Source organism: Aliiroseovarius sp. (genome assembly GCF_965228805.1).
GTDB lineage: Bacteria > Pseudomonadota > Alphaproteobacteria > Rhodobacterales > Rhodobacteraceae > JASBTN01.
The window spans coordinates 2570840-2587883 of record NZ_CBDDIE010000003.1 but is presented as its reverse complement, the minus strand read 5'-3'; the positions used below and the strand labels follow the sequence as shown (position 1 = coordinate 2587883).

Genomic DNA, 17044 nt, shown 5'->3' with positions numbered 1-17044 from the left:
GGAAAAGGCCGGACGTTGCCGCCCGGCCCCATCCTCCGCTCTGGCGCGCGGTTTACTGTTTGGTCCAGACCCCGCCCTCGCGGCAGATGCCCAACACACAACCTTCCACGACAAGGCGGTTACCGCTCAAGATCAGCTTCGACTTGTAGGTCTTGTCACGGTCCGGCGAGTAAACCTTTCCGCGATACAGCCCGTCGCCCTTGTTGACCGTGTCCCAGATCAGCTGTCGACCGACATTGTCCGACTGCATCTCGGCCCCGTCCGGCCCGAAGGCCTTGATCAGCGTGCCGCAGAAGGCATTGCCGCAGGTGGTTACCTGGATCAGCCCGGAATTGCCGTTGTCATCCTTTGCGGTACGCCACAGGCCCTCGATCGGATCGGCGGCCAGGGCCGGCAGAGCCAGGCCGATCAGCATCGCCGCCGCTGCAAAGAGTTTCTTCATGTCTTCCTCCCACTGGTTTTGCCGCATCCTGACCCGCACCCGCCCGATCTGGCAACCGTTACGTTAAGGCAGCCCTCCGCTTGGCAATACTTGGCTTTCCGGGGCCCGCGTGGCAAAAGCACGCCGAACAGACAGGAGGCCCCCATGATCCTTTACCCCGCCATCGACCTGAAAGACGGCCAATGCGTGCGCCTTCTGCGCGGCGAGATGGAGGCGGCGACCGTCTTCAACGACGACCCTGCCGCCCAGGCGCGCGCCTTTCAGGACGCAGGCTGCGAGTGGATCCACCTGGTGGACCTCAACGGCGCCTTCGCGGGCGAGCCGGTCAACGCCGCCGCGGTCGAAGCAATTCTGGGCGCCATCGACGTGCCCGCCCAGCTGGGCGGTGGCATTCGCGACATGGCGACCATCGCAACCTGGATCGAAAAGGGCCTGTCCCGCGTGATCCTGGGCACCGTGGCGGTGGAAAACCCCGATCTGGTGCGCGAAGCCGCCCGCGCGTTCCCCGGCAAGGTCGCGGTGGGCATCGACGCCCGCAATGGCCGTGTGGCGACCAAGGGCTGGGCCGAAGAGACCGACGTCATGGTCACCGACCTCGCCAAGAGCTTCGAGGACGCGGGCGTGGCCGCGATCATCTACACCGACATCAACCGCGACGGCGCGATGCAGGGTCCGAATGTCGAGGCAACCGCCGACCTCGCCCGCGCCGTGTCGATCCCGGTCATCGCCTCTGGCGGCGTGTCGTCGCTGGACGACCTACGCGCGTTGAAATCCTGTGGCACGGATCTGAACGGCGCCATCTCGGGCCGCGCGCTTTATGACGGCGCCATCGACCTGGCCGAGGCGCTGTCGGTGCTGAAATGACCCGCAAACGGCTTGGCATCCTGCTGATCGTATTCTCGGCCCTGCCCTTCGTCGGGCAGATTGCCGGGCTGCTTGCGGTCGGAGCGGCAGGCTGCACCGGGCCGGATTGCGCCTGGCTCACGACCCCGATGGGACGTTTGGCGGGGAGCGCCGTGAATGCAGGTGCCTGGGTCATGTTCACCGCCCCTCTTGGGGTGATCGGGCTGGCGCTGTTGATCATCGACGGGTTGAAGGGCGCGAAGCCGACCGACTGACATTGCGCGGACGCCCCGCTTGCCCTATCACAGCCCCGGAAGAACACCGGAGGCGACATGCTGAAAACCCGCATCATCCCCTGCCTGGACGTGGCCGAAGGGCGCACCGTCAAGGGCGTGAACTTCGTCGACCTGATCGACGCGGGCGACCCGGTGGAACAGGCGCGTGCCTATGACGCTGCGGGCGCCGATGAGCTGGTGTTTCTGGACATCAAGGCGACGCATGAAAACCGCGGCACCATGTTCGACCTGGCCACGCGCACGGCGGAACATTGTTTCATGCCGCTGACCATCGGCGGCGGTGTGCGCACCCCGGAAGATGTGCGCGACCTGCTGCTGGCGGGCGCTGACAAGGTCAGCTTCAACTCGGCGGCCGTGGCCGACCCGGACGTGGTCGCGCGCTCCGCCGACCGCTTCGGTAGCCAATGCATCGTCGTCGCCATCGACGCCAAGACGATCGAGACCGACGCGGATGGTAATGGTGTCAAATGGGGCATCTTTACCCACGGTGGCCGCAAACCGGCGCTGGATGCCGACGGAAACCAGATCGACGCGGTCGAGTTCGCCAAGACCGTTGAGGCCAAGGGCGCGGGTGAGATCCTGCTGACCTCAATGGATCGCGACGGCACCAAGGCCGGGTTCAACCTGCCCCTGACCCGCGCAATCTCTGACGCGGTCGGCGTGCCTGTGATTGCCTCCGGCGGCGTTGGCACCCTGGACCACCTGGTCGAGGGCGTGACCGAAGGCCATGCCAGCGCCGTTCTGGCCGCCTCGATCTTCCATTTCGGCGAATACACCATCCGCGAGGCCAAGGAACACATGGCCGCCGCGGGCATTCCGATGAGGCTGTGATGAGTACCCTTGAGACCCTCGAAGCCACCATTCAGGCGCGTATCGACGCTGATCCCGACAGTTCCTGGACCGCCAAACTGCTGTCCAAGGGGCCGGAGAAATGCGCCGAGAAGTTTGGGGAAGAGGCCATCGAGGCCGTCATCGCAGCGGTGAAGAACGATCGCGAGAACCTGACCTACGAGGCGGCGGACGTGCTTTATCACCTCATGGTCATGTTGGCCGCGCGCGATGTGCCGCTGGCCGATGTGCTGGCCGAACTCGACCGGCGCCAAGGCACATCTGGTATCGAAGAGAAGGCCGCGCGCGGGTAGCCGCCCAGATTGGCAGCCCCACGCGCGTTCCTGCCTAGATTGCCCGCAAGATCGGACGCCCGAACAGCGTCCGTTTCACCGATCCACGCGGCGTAGCTGCCTGCGCGCGTAACATGGCGAATATGCCGGGATAGGATCCCTTGATCTCTTGGGTCATGGCAGACCTCCTTGAACAGCCCTGCCACAGAATTGCACCAAGGTATGAACAGGCGGTTAACCAATCCGCTCGGACAGCTCTGACACGGTCAAATCCCCGAAAAGACGCGGATATTCGATCGCCGGGCAGCGGTCCATGACGACATCCACCCCGGCCGCACGCGCCTTTTCGGCGGCCGCCTCGTTCACCACACCCAGTTGCATCCAGACGGTTTTGAGATTGGGCAGGTGCTCCAACGCGGCGTCCACCACGGGCTCGACCGCGTCGGAGCGACGAAAGATGTCCACCATGTCGACCTCCGGCGGCAAGGAGGCCAGGTCAGGCACGATGATTTCACCGAACATTTCCTGCCCGGCCAGGCCCGGATTGACCCCGATCACCCGGTATCCGCGCCCATGAAGATAACGCGCGACCCCGTTCGAGGCCCGTTCCGGTTTGTGCGACAGGCCCACCACGGCAATGGTGCGCGTGCACTTCAGAATGTCTTCGATACTGCTCATGTGCCTAGCCTAACCCATTCATCCTCATAAAAAAGCGCCCGGGGGATGCCCGGGCGCAGAGTGTGTGGAACGAGGGACAGTGAAGTGAGATATCGGGGGTTCCACGCCCCGCTCTCATGAACACAGATAGGGTCTCTTTCCTCTCATAAAAGAGGGTGTAAAGAAGTTGTGAAGATCGGGTTAACGCCCTGTGATCACGCGTCCAGAATGCCCGGCCAATTTGCACGGCCCTTGGCGATGTTGCCGGGCACGTCCTTCAGCCACAGCTCGCGCGCACGCAGATTGGCGTTCAGATACAGGCGATCCTCGTAGACGGTCCAGGCTTCGGGCTGGGTCGGGGCGAGGTAGCCCAGGCTGGCCGCATAGGCGCAGTAGCCGCCGAAATTCGGGGTGAACCGCTCGCGGTCGGCCAGGAACATGTCGCGGTTGGTGGCGGAGGCGAACCGCAGCGTCGCGCCATCCCAGTCCGCGATGAACTCGGCAGAGCCTTCGACCGGCTTGCCCTCGATGAAATAGGCGACCGGATCATAGCCATTGATCGCCACGCCACCCGTGTTGAAGACGGAGGGGCTGGCGGCCTGGGCCACCTGGGCGAAAGCGGGGATCAGCGGGGCAGCGGCAAGGCCGGCAAGCAGGGAACGGCGGGTCAGCATCGGGGGGTCCTTTCGGTTGGTTTCCCCCAATCTGGCGGCTTTGGCGCGCCGCGTAACCCCGCCTCGCGCGCCTGTGACCGGATGTGTGAGATGTTACATCTTCGCCCGTGCGGCGTAGAGCCCGACGGCGGCCGCATTGGATACGTTCAGCGAGCCGAACCCGCGCGCGGCGTCGATCTTGACCAGGCTGTCGCAGGTTTCCTTGGTGCGCTGGCGCAGGCCCGGGCCTTCGGCGCCCAGCACCAGGCCGATGGCCCGACCCTTGGCCCCTTCCAGCGCCTGATCCAGCGTGACCTCGGCCTCACCGTCCATGCCATAGAGCAGGAAGCCCATCTCGCGCAGAGCCTCCATCGTGTCGGCCAGGTTGCGCACCTTTAGATAGGGCTGACGTTCCAGCGCGCCCGAGGCGGTCTTGGCAAGCGCGCCTGTTTCCGGGGCGGAATTGCGGGCCGGGGCAATGACGGCCCGGGCACCGAAGACCTCGGCAGACCGCAGGATGGCGCCCACGTTATGCGGGTCGGTCACCCGGTCCAGCAGGACGACGAGCGGCGCACCGTCGCCCTGCAGGCAGACCTCTTCCAGCGAGCCCCAGGACAGCGGTTTGACTTCCAAGGCTGCGCCCTGATGCACCGAGCCCGGATCAATCGGCACGGAAAACTTGCGCGGATCGACGATCTCCGGCTCCATGCCAGAGGCCGCTATGGCCTCGCCCAACTTGTCGGCGGCGTTCTTGGTCAGGACCAGGCGCAGGCGGTCGCGGGCGGGGTTCATCAGCGCGTCGCGCACTGCGTGCAACCCGAAGAGCCAGACGGTCTGCGCCGCCGCTGCGCGCTTGGATTGCTCTTTTTCAATGACCCATTTGGGCTTCTTCATGGGTCCGTTCCCCCGCATCTATGACAGGCGCAGGTAATGCGTCAGAGAAAGGCGCATCGCAAGCAATTTTCCGGTTGACGATGCTTTTCACTGGGCTTATTCAGCCCCTCACGTCAGGCGCGCAAGCGCCGGGCAAGTGGGCGACAGGCCGCAAGGTGTGGCAGGGGACTGTAACTCCCTCGCGGAGACGCACGCTTGGTTCGATTCCAAGGTCGCCCACCACTTTCCCTCCGAAACCGGATGAAAGTGGTCACCACGAAGTGGTGTCATTTCGTCGCAGGAAGGGACAAACCCTCCACCGGACACTGAAATTCCTGGGCTTTTTCAGCCATTTTGGCGATAATTTGCACAAAACGGGCGAGTTTCCGCTTAGGGGAAGCTTTAGGTTTACCCTTTGTTGACCAAATTCGCCGATCAATGCGAAACGTCGCCAATTGCCGCGTCAAGCGGTCTACAGGACCACCTTTGGGACAGAGAAGCGAATGATCCGACTTGCACCACTCAAGCGCATGGCCTTTGCTGTGTCCATGGCTGTTGCATCCCTTGCAGCCACGGAGGCGCAAGCGTTGATCCTCTGCGGCGATGACATGACCCGCGAAATTCCCCGCCGTTCGGCCCGGGCGGCCTCCGGCAGCGCCGTGATGGACCGTGTGATGAGCCTGGGCGGGGCCGAACGTGATCGCGCGATCACCCGCGAGGTGCTGGCGGGCAACATTCCTGATCACCTGCGCCAACTGGTGCCGGTCGGCTTTGACGGTGCGCTGTCCAACGGCCAGCCGGTCGTGGTGGTGCTCTGCGTGACGCCGGACTACCTGGCCGTGGGCTCGGACAATGACCATGTGCGCGTGCCGCTGGGCCTGCCCGCCGCTGCCCGCATTGCCGATGAACTGGGCTTCTTCCTGCCCACCACCCGCATCGTCGACGCGATCTATGAACAGGCCGAGGTGCAGCTGAGCCCCTCGCCGATGGAACCGACCAGCGCAATGGTCACCACCGATTACATGCGCCGTCATGATGCCACGGTGACCCGCCAGCGCGCCCGTGTAACCCGTTTCCTGGACACGCTGACTGCCGGGCAGAAGAAGGACCTGGTGCTGACAACCCGGCTCTACAGCAAACCCGGCCAGGTGGCGATCTATGGCTGGCACCGTCCCAACGGGCGCCCGATCCAGCCCCTGTCGACCGTACATGGCGCACAATACGCCGATTACAGCCACGGCATCCGCCTCGTCGCCCGCATCGCCTATGTGAACGGCCGCAAGGTGCCGCTGGACGAGCTGATGCGCCACCCGGAACTGGCCAGCCTCGTCAGCTCCGAAGGCCCGGTGGACGCGGCACGGTTGCAGGCCTCACTGTACTGAACGCAGATCCAGATCACACAGAGTTCAGAACGCCCGCCGAGACTTCGGCGGGCGTTTTTCGTTGACCGGATCAAGGTCCGGCCTAGTCCACCGATTTGCAGCAGCGGAAACCCAGGTGGTAATTCGCGTGGCTGCCGGTGCTCATCACCTGGCTGCCATGCCAATAGGGCGCGCGCCAGCGGCACCAGTCCTCATGCGCGCGGTACTTGTCGAAGATGAACCAGCTGCCCTTCATCTCGGTCACCCCCATGCCACCGGCCGAGGTCATCTGGGCAGGCGTCATCGGCAGGTTCATATGCTCCGCCGCATTGCCGTGCTGGTCATAGACGCCCAACGCCGAGACGCAGCCGGGGAAGGCGCCGGTCGGGTAGGTGTTCGAACCGCAGCGCCCAAAACCACCACCGGCACAGCCCGGGCTTTTTGAGCTGTTGGCGGCACAGACCCCGCGCTGGTAATTCGACCCGTAGGCCCAGTTCTTGGTCGCGGCATAACGCGCGTTGTGGCGGTTGCGCATGGCCGCGACCGAGCCCGCACCGAAGGGGTAATCAGGTTCGGTCAACGCCCCCGCACAGGCCCCTTCCCATTCGTGCGCGTCGCAGAGCCGCTTGCCCTGGGCCGCGCAGACCTGCGCCGCCTCGCGCGCCTTGATCCAAACGACCGGGTAGGTGCAGGGGATGTTCGGGAACTCGAACATGTCGATACAGGCCTGGGCGTCCTCGGGTCGCTGGGTGGCCGGGTCGTAAAGCGGTGCCATATAGCGGTCGCCGCAGATGCGCCTGTTGCGGGCATTGTCATAGCTCGACGGCCCGCCGGGAATCCGCGCCGCGCATTGTTCGGGTGTCAGGGGATGGACCGAGATCGCCGGGTTGCCCTGCCCCGCGAATCCGGAGGCGGCGAAAATCTCCTTGATGCGGGCAAGTTCGGCGGCGGACAGGTTGTGCACCCTGTCAAGCTGTTCGAACATTCGGGCATTCTGCTGGGCCAGGGTTTCGGCGGTCGCCGGGGCGGCCAGGCTCGCAAGGATCAGCAGAACGCGCAGCATCATGGGTCAAGTCCCTCCTTCAAGGTCAGGTAGAAGAAATCGCGGTTGTCGACGAAGCCCAGGTAACGCGGGATCACATCGCCCGAACGCGCCCGTTTCTCGATTGCCGCCATGCCGGGCATCAGGTGTTCGACATGCAGCGAGCCTTCGTTGCGGGTAAAGAGGGCGAGGTGCGTATGCTCCATCGCGTTCATGTCCAAGAGCATCGCGTAATCACAGCCGTAGCCCTGGAAGGCCCGCGCCATGGCCGAGGGCGTGGCGGTCGAGAACCAGCCGTAGATCAGCCATTGCTTGCCGTTCGCTTCCTTCATGCAGGCGCCGGCACGCAGGGTGCGCAGCTTGGCCTCGGCGGAGCCCGACCAGTTGCCCGGCCCCCAATGGGGCACCAGAGGGCCGGGAATGCCGTCTTCGACCAGGGGCACGCCGTTCTGCCGCGCAAAGCGGATGCGCGGCAGCATCTCGTTGTCTTCCTCGGTCCAGGTCTTCATCCCGTAGGTGCCATCCGTCAGCACATAGATCGTCGACAGGCGTGGTTGCAGCTTGGACAAGATGACGCCGTGTTCGATGAACCCGTAGTGGGAGCCATAATTCAGGCGGATATACTCGCCCCATTTGAACGCCGAATGCTGCCGCTTGAACCCGCCGGTAAAGACGGCCACGGCGCGGTCGGCCATCTGCGGCGGGATCATGCCCAGACGCACCAACGGCTTGGCATTGCTGACCCCGTCCGGGCCGGGCATTCCACGCGGGCGCACGTCCCAAGGGGGACGCGGCGACCATTCGAGACCTGGGTGGGCGGTGCCCACGGCATAGTTGATATCGAAGCGGGAAAGATCGAAGGCCACGAATTGCGCATTCGCCCGGCTTTCCACACCATCAAGCCAATTGGTTTTGCCCTCGCCTTTCAAAACCTCTTGCGCCAGGTGGCGCGGCTGGATGGTCGAGGTATAGACCCCTTCGGCCCCGGCAATCGGATACCAAAGCCCCATGGTCATGTTCTTGTTGTCCGCGCCCTCGAAACCCAGCGCATTGTAGGTGCGCACCACCGGGCGATCCTCCAGCGCGTAATCCATCGTGGCCGCACCGGGGCCAAGGTCCAGACGCCCCTGCCCGTTGGCCTCAAGCGCTTCGGAGGTCGTCATCTCACTGTCGCGGAAGAAGGTCCCCTTGACGAAATTGACGATGCTTTCCCCGCCCCAGACGTTTTCGCGCAGGAACTCGGTCGTGGCCTCGAGGTTCGAGCGCGAGCCCGACACCTGGTTGCGCAGGTAGATGCGGTCACCGCAAAGCGGCGCGAAGGGCAGCCCGGTCTTGCGCGCGACACTCAGGGAGGCGCCGGTGCCCAGCCACGGCGCACAGCGCAGCGTACCATCGGCATTTTCGACCACCAGCGCCGTGCGCCCTTCGGTATAGAGGCGCAGGGTCTGGCCGGTGGGGTTCGGATTTTCCAGGTGATAGCTGTCCTGAACCTTGCCCTCGGCGGTTTCCAGGCGCAGCAGGAACCAGCTGTTGACCGCCGGGTTCAGCGAGATCAGGCGCACCACGCGGCCGTCTTTCAGGGGGGCGGCGACTTCCTCACGGAAGGGTTGAAGCTCATGGATAGCCTTTGGCCGCACCTCCTCATAGGTGGCCCATTGTGCTTCCAGTTCCTCGGCGGTCTGCGCCAGGGCCGGAATGCCCCCGATCAGCGCGCCCGCCAAAGCTGCCCCCTTAAATGACCAGTGTGACAAGGCCCAAAGCTCCCTTCCGTCCAAGGCAAACGGGGTGTGCCCCCCGCTTTCGCCGAAATGCGGTCGCGACTCGCGACAATTCAATCGAAGTTTCGTTTAAACGCTTCTTCGTAAGGATATTGCGGCACAATTCTTAAACTGTCACCAATCTTGTCCGAAAAAATGCCCGACAGACAGGATTGTGATCGACAGGGGGTGGGTTTTCACGCCCCCTGGGCCAGCTGGTGTTCAGGCCGCGCCCTGCCCGTCGCCGAAGACGAAACGCTTGTCGAGCCGGTACTTGACCACGTAGCCCACGGTCAGCCCCGCCACCGCCCCCAGTTCGCGGGCAATATCCGTGCCCCAGACCGCCCAGGCCCCAGCCTCCGCCCCCCAGAAGATCGCCGTGGTGACGACACCCATCAAGGTATAGAGGCCGAACTTGCGCCCGTGCGTCGCCGCCCCTGTGGTGAGATCAAAGAAGATCCAGCGCTTGTCCAGAAGGTATTTCAGCACCAGCCCGACCCCGGTGCCGATGCCGATAGCCAGGGCCAGGGCGCCTGCCCCGTCATAGGTGGCCAGGCTGACCCGCTGCGCGGCCAGGTTGGCCAGGGTGGCCAGCACGGCAAACCCCGCGTAGCGCGTCACCAGTTGCGTATTCGTCAGCCGAGCCATGGGCGCGACTTGACCACGGCGCCGCCCCTTGCGCAAGGCCCGGTCGCCGTGGCATCTCTGCCGGGTCGCAGAAACCCGAGACAGCCCATGCAGATCGCCCATGTCACTGCCCCCGGCCGCGGGGAGACCAACAGGCTCCTGGCCCGCGCCGCTCAGGTGCTGAGGGCCGAAGGCCTGCGCTTGGCGGGTACGGTGCAGTTGGATACGGAAACACCCCGTTCGCCGCTCTGCGACATGGATGTGCTGGTGCTGCCGGACGGGCCCACGCTGCGCATCTCGACCAGCCTTGGCCCGGGCGCCTCGGGCTGTCGGCTGGATCCTGCGGGGCTGGAGGACAGCGTGGCCCTGACCCTGGCCAATGTCGAACGGGGGCCAGACCTGGTGATCATCAACAAGTTCGGCAAGCAGGAGGCCGCCGGACGCGGCTTTCGCGACGCCATCGGTGCGGCGATGGTGGCAGATATCCCCGTGCTGGTCGGCGTCAACGAAGCCAACCGCCCGGCGCTCGACAGCTTCTGCGAAGGAGCCGCCGAACAACTGGACCCAACGCTTGAGGCGATCTTGCACTGGGCCCGATGGGCCGCCAGGGACGCAAATCGCACATCTGCCTCCTGATATATGTCAAGGATCACCCCAGGTTTCCGCGCTAACAAGAGGCAGGAACAAAGGGACCGAACTCCGTGCGCCTGACCGTCAAGACGAACCTTGCGATGCGCGTGTTGATGTTCTGCGCGGTGAATACCGGGCGGACCGTGCGCAAATGCGAAGTGGCCGAGGCCTGCAATGCCTCGGCGAACCATCTGGGTGTGATTATCAACCAGCTGGGCCATGGCGGCTTTCTGGAAACCACCCGGGGACGCGGCGGCGGCATTCGCCTCAGCCGCCCGCCGAGCCAGATCAACGTGGGCGAGGTGTTCCGCGTGTTCGAAGCGGGCCTGCCCTTTGCCGAATGTTTCTCGGCCGCCGAGAACACCTGCCCCATCGCCCCGACCTGTCGGCTGAAGATCGCCCTGAAACGCGCGCTGGACGCGTTCTATGCCGAGCTGGACATGATCAGCCTGAACGAGCTGGTGGATGGCAACACGGGGCTTGAACACCTGTTCGACCTGGAACAGGTGCTGCGCATGAGCTGCGAACACGCCTGAGCACTATCCGGCAATCGCCGCCACCGCTTTCTGAACCGCCGCGCGGGTCAGCTCCAAGTCCGCTTCGGTCAGGGCCAGCGACGGGTAGAGCTTGCCCGGCGACTTGAACACGCCGTTGTCCCGCAGCACCGCATTGTAGCGCGCATTGATCGACGGATCGTCATGGCGCGCCGAGCGGTAATCGCGGCAAGCATTTTCCGTGAAGTAGATGTCGAACAGGGTCGCGTCACCAACCACCTGGTGGGCGATGCCCGCCGCAGTCAGGGCCTGGCTTTGCATCTGCTGCAATTCCATGCCCAGCGCACGCAACCGGTCATAGGTGCCCTCACGACGCAGGATCTCCATCGTTTTCAGACCGGCAGCCGAGGCGACCGGATTGCCCGAGAGCGTGCCCAGCTGCATCAGCCACTTGTCCTGTCCCACCGCGTCCTTGTCGAAATGGGCCATGATCTCGGCCGGGCCACCAAGCGCGGCCAAGGGGAAGCCGCCGCCGGTGATCTTGCCGAGGGTGCAAAGGTCCGGCGTAACGCCATAGCGCTCCTGCGCACCGCCGTAATCCAGGCGGAAGCCGGTGACGATCTCGTCAAAGATCAGCAGCACACCGTGCTTGTCACAGAGCGCGCGCAGCCCTTCCAGGTAACCGGGTTCGGGCGGGATGATGCGTTGCAGCGGCTCGGCGATGATCGCGGCGATATCGTCATGTTCGGTGAGCAGGCTTTCGACCGCAGCGAGGTCATTGTAGGGCGCGATCAGCATCTGGTCGGCCACGCCCTGCGGGATGCCCGCGCTGTCGGGTACGGCCGCCGGGAAGTTGCGTTCGATGGTGGGCGCCAGGCTCATCTGCGCCTCGGCGGACATGCCGTGATAGCCGCCCTCGAACTTCAGGATCTTGTCGCGACCGGTGTAGGCGCGCGCCAGGCGGATGGCGTACATGTCGGCCTCGCCCCCCGAAGCAACAAAGCGCACCTGTTCGCAACAGGGCACCGCGTCGATGATCGCCTCGGCCAGTTCAATCCCCTTGGCGTTGTTGGCAAAGAAGGTCATGCCCTTGGGCAGTTGTTCCAGAACGGCCTCCATCACCTCCGGATGGCCATGGCCCAGCAGCATCGGGCCGGAGCCGATCAGGTAGTCGACATATTCGCGCCCGTCCTCGTCCCAGACCCGCGCGCCTTCGCCGTGGGAGATGATGATGCCCGGATCGAAATTGCCAAACCCCCCGGCGGGCAGTGCCTTCTTCGCGCGGGCGATCCATTCGTCTTGGGTGTGCAGTCGGTTCATGTGGGTCAGTCCAGTATCAGGTCAGGGGTGCCAAGCAGGTCGAGGTCGGGGGTGATGCCCAGACCGGGCCCCTCCGGCGGGGCGATCCGGCCATTGAGCCTTTCAGGCGCGCCCGGGTCAAGCCGTGGCGACACATAGGAAGACAGGTCGCATGTGTTCATCAGCCGCGCGGGATCGGTCGCGGCGGCCAGGTGCAAAAGCGCGCCGGTCACGATATCCGAGCCCCAGGTGCATTCGACGCACATCTTCGCGCCCAGGTGCAGGCACAGGTCGCGGGCGCGCCGGGTAGCAGACAGCCCGCCGAACTTCGACAGTTTCAGCGCGACGGCATCCATCACGCCCGCCGCGTGGGCTTCCAGCAGCGAGGCCGTGTCATGGGCGTTTTCGTCCATTTTCATCGGCAGGCCGGTGGCGTCACGTACGCGGGCACAATCGGCAATGGTGGCGCAGGGCTGTTCCAGCATCACGTCCAGATCGGCCACGGCCCGGCCCACGCGGCTGGCGTCCAGCGATGTCGCCCCGCAATTCCAGTCACCATAGACCAGCGGCCCCGCCCCCACCGCTTCGCGCACCAGACGCAGGCGGGCGACGTCCGCCTGCCAGTCGCCATCCGCGCCCAGCTTGACCTGGAACTGCGCCATGCCCCTGGCCCGGGCATCCTTGGCAATGCGCGCCATGTCCTCGGGCGCGATGCAGGTGATCGAGTGATAAAGCGGCATGTCGCCAGCCCGTCGTCCGCCCAGCAGCGCGTGCACCGGCAGCCCGGCGGCCTTGCCGGTCAGATCCCACAGCGCGATATCCAGCGCGGATTTGGCATAGCGGTGACCTTGTAGGAAGGCATCCGCCTTGGCCATCAGCGCCTCTGCCCCAATCGGATCGGCACCCAACAGGACCGGGGCAAGCTCGGTCAACGCGGGCCCGACCCCGCGTGCATAAGCGGGCAGGTAATGCGGGATCGGGCAGACCTCGCCCCAGCCCACCAGCCCCACGTCCGTATCGACCCGCAGCACGGCGGTTTCGACCGTGTCGCAGGTCTTGCCGTCGGACATGTAATAGGCCTCGTGGCTGGTCAGCGGCACGTGCCAGAGCGACAGGCGGGTGATCTTCATTCGTATACCTCCATGGGGGCGCCGAGCGCGTCCGGATCAGGGGTCACGCCCAACCCGGGTGTGTTGGGCGGGCGAGCCACGCCGCTGTCGTTGCGCGCGCCCTGCCCCGGCACGGGGTCGACGCTCAGGTGATAGTGGCAGAGCCAGGAGGCCAGGCGGTTCGCCTCGGGTGTAGAGGCCGCGAGGTGAATCGCGGCGGTATCCGCCAGGGCCGAGCCGCCCACATCCTCGATATGCATCTGCCAGCCGACCGAGACGCCGAAATCCCGTATCTGGCGTGCTTTCGTCAGCCCACCGACACGGTTGGGCTTGACCTTGACGCCCTCGCAAGCGCTGCGTTTCCAGGCCTCCAGGTGGTCGGTGAAGGAGTGCATGCATTCGTCCAGCATGATCGGGTTCGACACCCGCGCGGCCACATGGGCGCATTGATCCAGCGTCTCGCAGGGCTGTTCCACCCAGTCACGCGCCTTGACCGAATTCAGCACCTCGACCGCCACGCCGGGCGTCCAGGCGCGGTTCACGTCGAAGGTGACGCGGTGGCCGGGGGGAAGGCCCGCCGAAATCGCCTCGATCCGCTCCACATCCACGGATGGGTCATCACCCCCGACCTTGGCGGAATGCACGGTGTAGCCCTTGGCGGCAGCTTTGGCGATCAGGGCCAGCATGTCCTCGGGCGTGCCCGTCGAAATCGAGCTGTTGACCAGCACCGGCGCGGGATCTGCGCCGCCCATCAGCTGCCAGATCGGCATTCCCGCCGCCTGCCCCAGGATGTCCCAACAGGCCATGTCCACCGGGCTTTTCACGTAAGGATGCCCCGGCAGGGTCACATCCATCACCCGGTTCACATGGTCCAGGCCGCACGGATCGAGCCCAATCAGCGCAGGCGCCAGCGTGGCAATTCCGGCACGAATGCCCGGACCATGAGCGGGCAGATAGGTATGGCCCCAGGGGCAACCCTCCCCCCAGCCGGTCAACCCTTCGTCCGTGTCGATCCGTACGAAGGTGCTGTCGAGCCGGTCGAACCGCAGACGCCCGCCCGACAGGAAATAGGGCTCCACCAGGGGCAGATCGAGCTGGTAGGTGGTGATGCGGGTAATCTTCATCTTAACTCCTCACCTTGTCGCGGTGATAGGTCAGCGCCATGCCCGCCATCTGTTGCAGGGCGGCCCGGGCGAAGGTGCCGGAGACCGGCACCTGAACGGTGCGATTGTCCTCGTAGGTAAACTCGTCCGGAAACAGCGCCCGCCAGCGTCCGACCAGATCGGTCTGGCAATGCACATGCAGGGTGCAGACGTCGGGCGCCTTGTCGGACCATGCCAGCCGGATCGTGGTACCCATCTTGCGCGCAGGCAGATAGGCAGGCTGCCCCCATTTCAGGACTTCTTCCAGCGGCGCCGTGCCGGTCGCGTCGGCCGCAGCAAGGATCAGCGCCCGCATCTCCCGCAGGCGCGTCTGCACCGGCGGCGGATACGCGGCGAAAACCGCTGCTATCTCGGCGGGGGGCTGGGTCACTTCAACTCCACCTCGACAAAGGACATGGGCGCATCGCCCGCGTTGATGACATTGTGTGCGACGCCCTCGTTGCGGCGATAGGCCTGACCGGCGAGCACCGTGACCTCATTCACTGCGCCGTCGGGCAGTTCCAGCCGCATGTGGCAGTCGGTGACGGCGGTGATCACATAGTCCATGGCGTGGGTATGCCAGCCGGTCTCGTCACCGGGCGCGAAATCGAACCGGGTCACGCGCACGCGGTCATCGTCGATCAGTTGGGTTGCTTTGCAATCAGCCATCTTCTTCTCCGTAAGTTGCCACCGGCGTGCCAAGGCTGTCGAAATCGGGCTTTACCCCCAAGCCGGGTGTATCGGGCGCGTAGAGCTTGCCGCCCTCCGCCCAGGCCCCGCCGATACCGGTGGAGCGGGTGTTGTAATTCATCAGATCAGTGGAGTTCTGCAGATATTCCGCGGGTGTGGAAGCGGCGAAATGGGCCACGACGGTGGAGGTGATCTCACCACCCCAGGTGTCCTCGCTGACCACGGGCATGCGGTTGTCGACCAGGAAGTCGCGCACTCGACGTGCTTTGGAAATTCCCCCGAGGTTCGAGATCTTCAGGCAGCAGACCTCCGCCCCCCGATCCGCCACGATACGCTGCGCCACCGCCAAGTCGGTCAGGCATTCGTCCAGCTTCATCGGCTGCTGGGCGACACGGCGCACCTGCTGGCATTCCTCGTAGGTCTTGCAGGGCTGTTCAAGGATATAATCCAGGTCCGCTGTCGCCCGCGCGACCCGGATGGCATTGTCGACACGCCAACCCTGGTTGGCGTCGGCCATCGCCTTCTCGCCCGGCTCCAGCAGCGGTACGGTCGCGCGGATGCGGTCGATATCGGTGGCCCAATCGCCGCCAACCTTGACCTGGAACTGCCGGTAACCGCTGGCGCGGTGGCGGTTCAGCTCGGCGATGGTTTCCTGCGGGCTGCGCTGCGGGGCGACGCGGTACATCGGCGCGCCGTCGGTCAGCTTGCCGCCCAGAAGCATCCACAGGGGCTGCCCACAGGCCTGGCCCAGGATGTCCCAACAGGCCGCATCAAACGGCGCCTTTGCATAGCCATGGCCCTGCACCAGATGATCCATGAGCCGTTCGATCCGCCCCACCTGGCGCGGGTCCTCGCCCAGCAGGTGCGGAGCGACCAGATGGGCCAACGCCTCGACCCCTTCGCTATGCGCGACCATGTAGTTCTCGCCACAGGGGGTGAATTCTCCGCATCCAGACAGGCCCGCATCGGTGTCGATAACCACGACGGAGGCGCGCGCAACCTCGATCGCATTGCCCGCGCCCCAGCAGTAGGCGCCGTCGACATAGGGCAGGTCGGTCTTGAACACACGGATACGAGTGATTTTCATTCCTCCGCCCCTCTCTGGTGTCGGATTTCCGAAAAATGGCCGGTTGTGGTAGGATGAGGAACCCGAGGCCGCGCCCAGGCAACGCCCCGGGCATTACCACTTGTGATTTTTACAATAACTTTCAATTTCTTATGGAGTTTCACCATGAACCTGCCAAAATCAATATCCATTGACCAGTTGAATGAGGCTGCGGAAAAGGCCGTGCGCAGCGTGCTCGGAGATGAGCTTGACACATTCGGCAGACCTGCAATCGGCTTCCTCCCTGACATCGGCACCGTCGGTCTGATCTGGAACGATCCGGACTTCACCAAGTTCGATGCAAGCAAGATGGTCGAGATCTCGGCCAAGATCACCGACGCCATGGGGCCGTTGGCGGCAAACGCCCGGCCCGTGGCCACATTGACCAAGGGAGGCGCGACGGCGGGGTATTTCCCTGTAGGGCCGGTGATCCTGCGCGACATGCTTTGAGCACGTCCGAACGCAGCTGCCCCTCGGCGCAGCCGGACATGAAGGGCGCGCGACTGTTGGGCGTGGTCGAACATGGCGAAGACGGGGCCAGCCTGTCCTATCTGAACCAGGAACTTGAGGTGGACGCGGCCCTGCTGGCAAAGAGCGGCTCTGTGCCGCCAACCGTGGTCTTTCGCTTTGCGGCCCCCTGCGTGGAAAGCCGGTGCACCCATTTCGATGGGCAGGTCTGCCGCCTTGCGGCGCGGGTCGTGGAACAGCTGGAGCCGACGGTGGACAAGCTGCCGCCCTGCACGATCCGCAAGACCTGCCGGTGGTATGGCCAGGAAGGCATGCCAGCCTGCACGCGATGCCCGCAAGTGGTGACCCGTGTCACGGATGAGAGCACCCCGCTTTATGCCGTGGCGCAGGGCCAGGTGGTGCATAGCCCCGACGCCTGAAAAAACAGAACACGGG

Annotated in this window: 23 protein-coding genes and 1 tRNA gene; 10 read left to right on the top strand and 14 right to left on the bottom strand. The window is 64.7% G+C overall.

What is annotated here, in order from left to right:
• Positions 1 to 52: 52 nt before the first annotated feature.
• Complete coding sequence (locus ACO07D_RS13705; RefSeq protein WP_421703504.1) at positions 53 to 442, bottom strand: DUF2147 domain-containing protein; 390 nt, start codon at positions 440 to 442, stop codon at positions 53 to 55.
• A gap of 144 nt (positions 443 to 586) precedes the next feature.
• Here ACO07D_RS13705 and hisA point away from each other — a divergent pair, with 144 nt between their 5' ends.
• Genes hisA through ACO07D_RS13685 form a run of 4 tightly spaced genes read left to right on the top strand, consistent with a single transcriptional unit; the run spans position 587 to position 2723 of the window.
• Complete coding sequence (hisA, locus tag ACO07D_RS13700) at positions 587 to 1306, top strand: 1-(5-phosphoribosyl)-5-[(5-phosphoribosylamino)methylideneamino]imidazole-4-carboxamide isomerase (protein ID WP_421703503.1); 720 nt, start codon at positions 587 to 589, stop codon at positions 1304 to 1306.
• Entirely contained in the window at positions 1303 to 1560 is a 258-nt protein-coding gene (locus ACO07D_RS13695; RefSeq protein ID WP_421703502.1) for a hypothetical protein, read from the top strand. Before hisA ends, ACO07D_RS13695 begins: the two co-directional genes overlap by 4 nt.
• Before the next feature lie 57 nt (positions 1561 to 1617).
• Positions 1618 to 2412: an imidazole glycerol phosphate synthase subunit HisF gene (gene hisF, locus ACO07D_RS13690; RefSeq protein ID WP_421703501.1), complete on the top strand. Its 795-nt coding sequence runs from the start codon at positions 1618 to 1620 to the stop codon at positions 2410 to 2412.
• On the top strand, positions 2412 to 2723 hold the full coding sequence (locus ACO07D_RS13685; protein ID WP_421703500.1) for a phosphoribosyl-ATP diphosphatase: 312 nt from the start codon (positions 2412 to 2414) through the stop codon (positions 2721 to 2723). Before hisF ends, ACO07D_RS13685 begins: the two co-directional genes overlap by 1 nt.
• A 34-nt stretch (positions 2724 to 2757) precedes the next feature.
• Here the strand turns inward: ACO07D_RS13685 and ACO07D_RS13680 are convergent, their stop codons facing one another.
• The 4 genes from ACO07D_RS13680 to rlmB all read right to left on the bottom strand — a co-directional run bounded on the left by ACO07D_RS13680 (position 2758) and on the right by rlmB (position 4906).
• Positions 2758 to 2880: a hypothetical protein gene (locus ACO07D_RS13680; protein WP_421703499.1), complete on the bottom strand. Its 123-nt coding sequence runs from the start codon at positions 2878 to 2880 to the stop codon at positions 2758 to 2760.
• Positions 2881 to 2936: 56 nt separating this feature from the next.
• The gene (locus ACO07D_RS13675; protein WP_421703498.1) at positions 2937 to 3380 is read right to left on the bottom strand and encodes a CoA-binding protein; all 444 of its coding nucleotides are present in this window, start codon (positions 3378 to 3380) and stop codon (positions 2937 to 2939) included.
• A 194-nt stretch (positions 3381 to 3574) separates the two neighbouring features.
• Positions 3575 to 4033: a YHS domain-containing (seleno)protein gene (locus ACO07D_RS13670; RefSeq protein WP_421703497.1), complete on the bottom strand. Its 459-nt coding sequence runs from the start codon at positions 4031 to 4033 to the stop codon at positions 3575 to 3577.
• A 93-nt stretch (positions 4034 to 4126) separates the two neighbouring features.
• Positions 4127 to 4906 (bottom strand): 23S rRNA (guanosine(2251)-2'-O)-methyltransferase RlmB, encoded by a 780-nt coding sequence (gene rlmB / locus ACO07D_RS13665; RefSeq protein ID WP_421703496.1) that lies wholly within the window; start codon positions 4904 to 4906, stop codon positions 4127 to 4129.
• 138 nt (positions 4907 to 5044) lie between these two features.
• Here rlmB and ACO07D_RS13660 point away from each other — a divergent pair.
• Both ACO07D_RS13660 and ACO07D_RS13655 read left to right on the top strand, forming a co-directional pair.
• A tRNA-Tyr gene (locus tag ACO07D_RS13660) sits at positions 5045 to 5128 on the top strand.
• Positions 5129 to 5433: 305 nt separating this feature from the next.
• Positions 5434 to 6267: a hypothetical protein gene (locus ACO07D_RS13655; RefSeq protein WP_421703495.1), complete on the top strand. Its 834-nt coding sequence runs from the start codon at positions 5434 to 5436 to the stop codon at positions 6265 to 6267.
• Between the two features lie 82 nt (positions 6268 to 6349).
• Here ACO07D_RS13655 and ACO07D_RS13650 read toward each other — a convergent pair whose 3' ends face one another.
• From ACO07D_RS13650 to ACO07D_RS13640, 3 genes are all read right to left on the bottom strand, one after another.
• Positions 6350 to 7312 carry an SUMF1/EgtB/PvdO family nonheme iron enzyme gene (locus ACO07D_RS13650; protein WP_421703494.1) on the bottom strand — a complete coding sequence of 321 codons (963 nt, stop codon included), beginning with the start codon at positions 7310 to 7312 and terminating at the stop codon, positions 6350 to 6352.
• Positions 7309 to 9009, bottom strand: a complete 1701-nt coding sequence (locus ACO07D_RS13645; protein ID WP_421703493.1) for a hypothetical protein — start codon at positions 9007 to 9009, stop codon at positions 7309 to 7311. The genes ACO07D_RS13650 and ACO07D_RS13645 overlap by 4 nt, the downstream gene beginning before the upstream one ends.
• Positions 9010 to 9267: 258 nt before the next feature.
• A complete protein-coding gene (locus tag ACO07D_RS13640; protein ID WP_421703492.1) occupies positions 9268 to 9693 on the bottom strand; it encodes a GtrA family protein in 426 nt (141 codons plus the stop codon).
• A gap of 87 nt (positions 9694 to 9780) precedes the next feature.
• Between ACO07D_RS13640 and ACO07D_RS13635 the strand changes: the two genes are divergently transcribed.
• Both ACO07D_RS13635 and ACO07D_RS13630 read left to right on the top strand, forming a co-directional pair.
• Positions 9781 to 10308, top strand: a complete 528-nt coding sequence (locus ACO07D_RS13635) for a DUF2478 domain-containing protein (RefSeq protein ID WP_421703491.1) — start codon at positions 9781 to 9783, stop codon at positions 10306 to 10308.
• A gap of 65 nt (positions 10309 to 10373) precedes the next feature.
• Complete coding sequence (locus ACO07D_RS13630; protein ID WP_421703490.1) at positions 10374 to 10838, top strand: Rrf2 family transcriptional regulator; 465 nt, start codon at positions 10374 to 10376, stop codon at positions 10836 to 10838.
• Between the two features lie 3 nt (positions 10839 to 10841).
• Here ACO07D_RS13630 and ACO07D_RS13625 read toward each other — a convergent pair whose 3' ends face one another.
• From ACO07D_RS13625 to ACO07D_RS13600, 6 genes are read right to left on the bottom strand one after another with little or no spacing between them, the layout of a single operon-like run.
• A complete protein-coding gene (locus ACO07D_RS13625; RefSeq protein WP_421703489.1) occupies positions 10842 to 12116 on the bottom strand; it encodes an aspartate aminotransferase family protein in 1275 nt (424 codons plus the stop codon).
• Positions 12117 to 12121: 5 nt separating this feature from the next.
• The gene (locus ACO07D_RS13620) at positions 12122 to 13225 is read right to left on the bottom strand and encodes a mandelate racemase/muconate lactonizing enzyme family protein (RefSeq protein WP_421703488.1); all 1104 of its coding nucleotides are present in this window, start codon (positions 13223 to 13225) and stop codon (positions 12122 to 12124) included.
• Positions 13222 to 14328 (bottom strand): mandelate racemase/muconate lactonizing enzyme family protein, encoded by a 1107-nt coding sequence (locus tag ACO07D_RS13615; RefSeq protein ID WP_421703487.1) that lies wholly within the window; start codon positions 14326 to 14328, stop codon positions 13222 to 13224. The genes ACO07D_RS13620 and ACO07D_RS13615 overlap by 4 nt, the downstream gene beginning before the upstream one ends.
• A gap of 1 nt (position 14329) precedes the next feature.
• Positions 14330 to 14737: a DUF1801 domain-containing protein gene (locus ACO07D_RS13610; protein WP_421703486.1), complete on the bottom strand. Its 408-nt coding sequence runs from the start codon at positions 14735 to 14737 to the stop codon at positions 14330 to 14332.
• On the bottom strand, positions 14734 to 15015 hold the full coding sequence (locus tag ACO07D_RS13605) for a cupin domain-containing protein (protein ID WP_421703485.1): 282 nt from the start codon (positions 15013 to 15015) through the stop codon (positions 14734 to 14736). Before ACO07D_RS13605 ends, ACO07D_RS13610 begins: the two co-directional genes overlap by 4 nt.
• Positions 15008 to 16123 (bottom strand): mandelate racemase/muconate lactonizing enzyme family protein, encoded by a 1116-nt coding sequence (locus tag ACO07D_RS13600; protein WP_421703484.1) that lies wholly within the window; start codon positions 16121 to 16123, stop codon positions 15008 to 15010. The genes ACO07D_RS13605 and ACO07D_RS13600 overlap by 8 nt, the downstream gene beginning before the upstream one ends.
• A 144-nt stretch (positions 16124 to 16267) precedes the next feature.
• Between ACO07D_RS13600 and ACO07D_RS13595 the strand changes: the two genes are divergently transcribed.
• Together ACO07D_RS13595 and ACO07D_RS13590 are read left to right on the top strand one after the other, a co-directional pair.
• Entirely contained in the window at positions 16268 to 16591 is a 324-nt protein-coding gene (locus ACO07D_RS13595; protein ID WP_421703483.1) for a hypothetical protein, read from the top strand.
• Positions 16588 to 17028, top strand: coding sequence for a hypothetical protein (locus ACO07D_RS13590; RefSeq protein ID WP_421703482.1), 441 nt, complete (start codon positions 16588 to 16590; stop codon positions 17026 to 17028). Before ACO07D_RS13595 ends, ACO07D_RS13590 begins: the two co-directional genes overlap by 4 nt.
• The last annotated feature ends 16 nt before the right edge of the window (positions 17029 to 17044 follow it).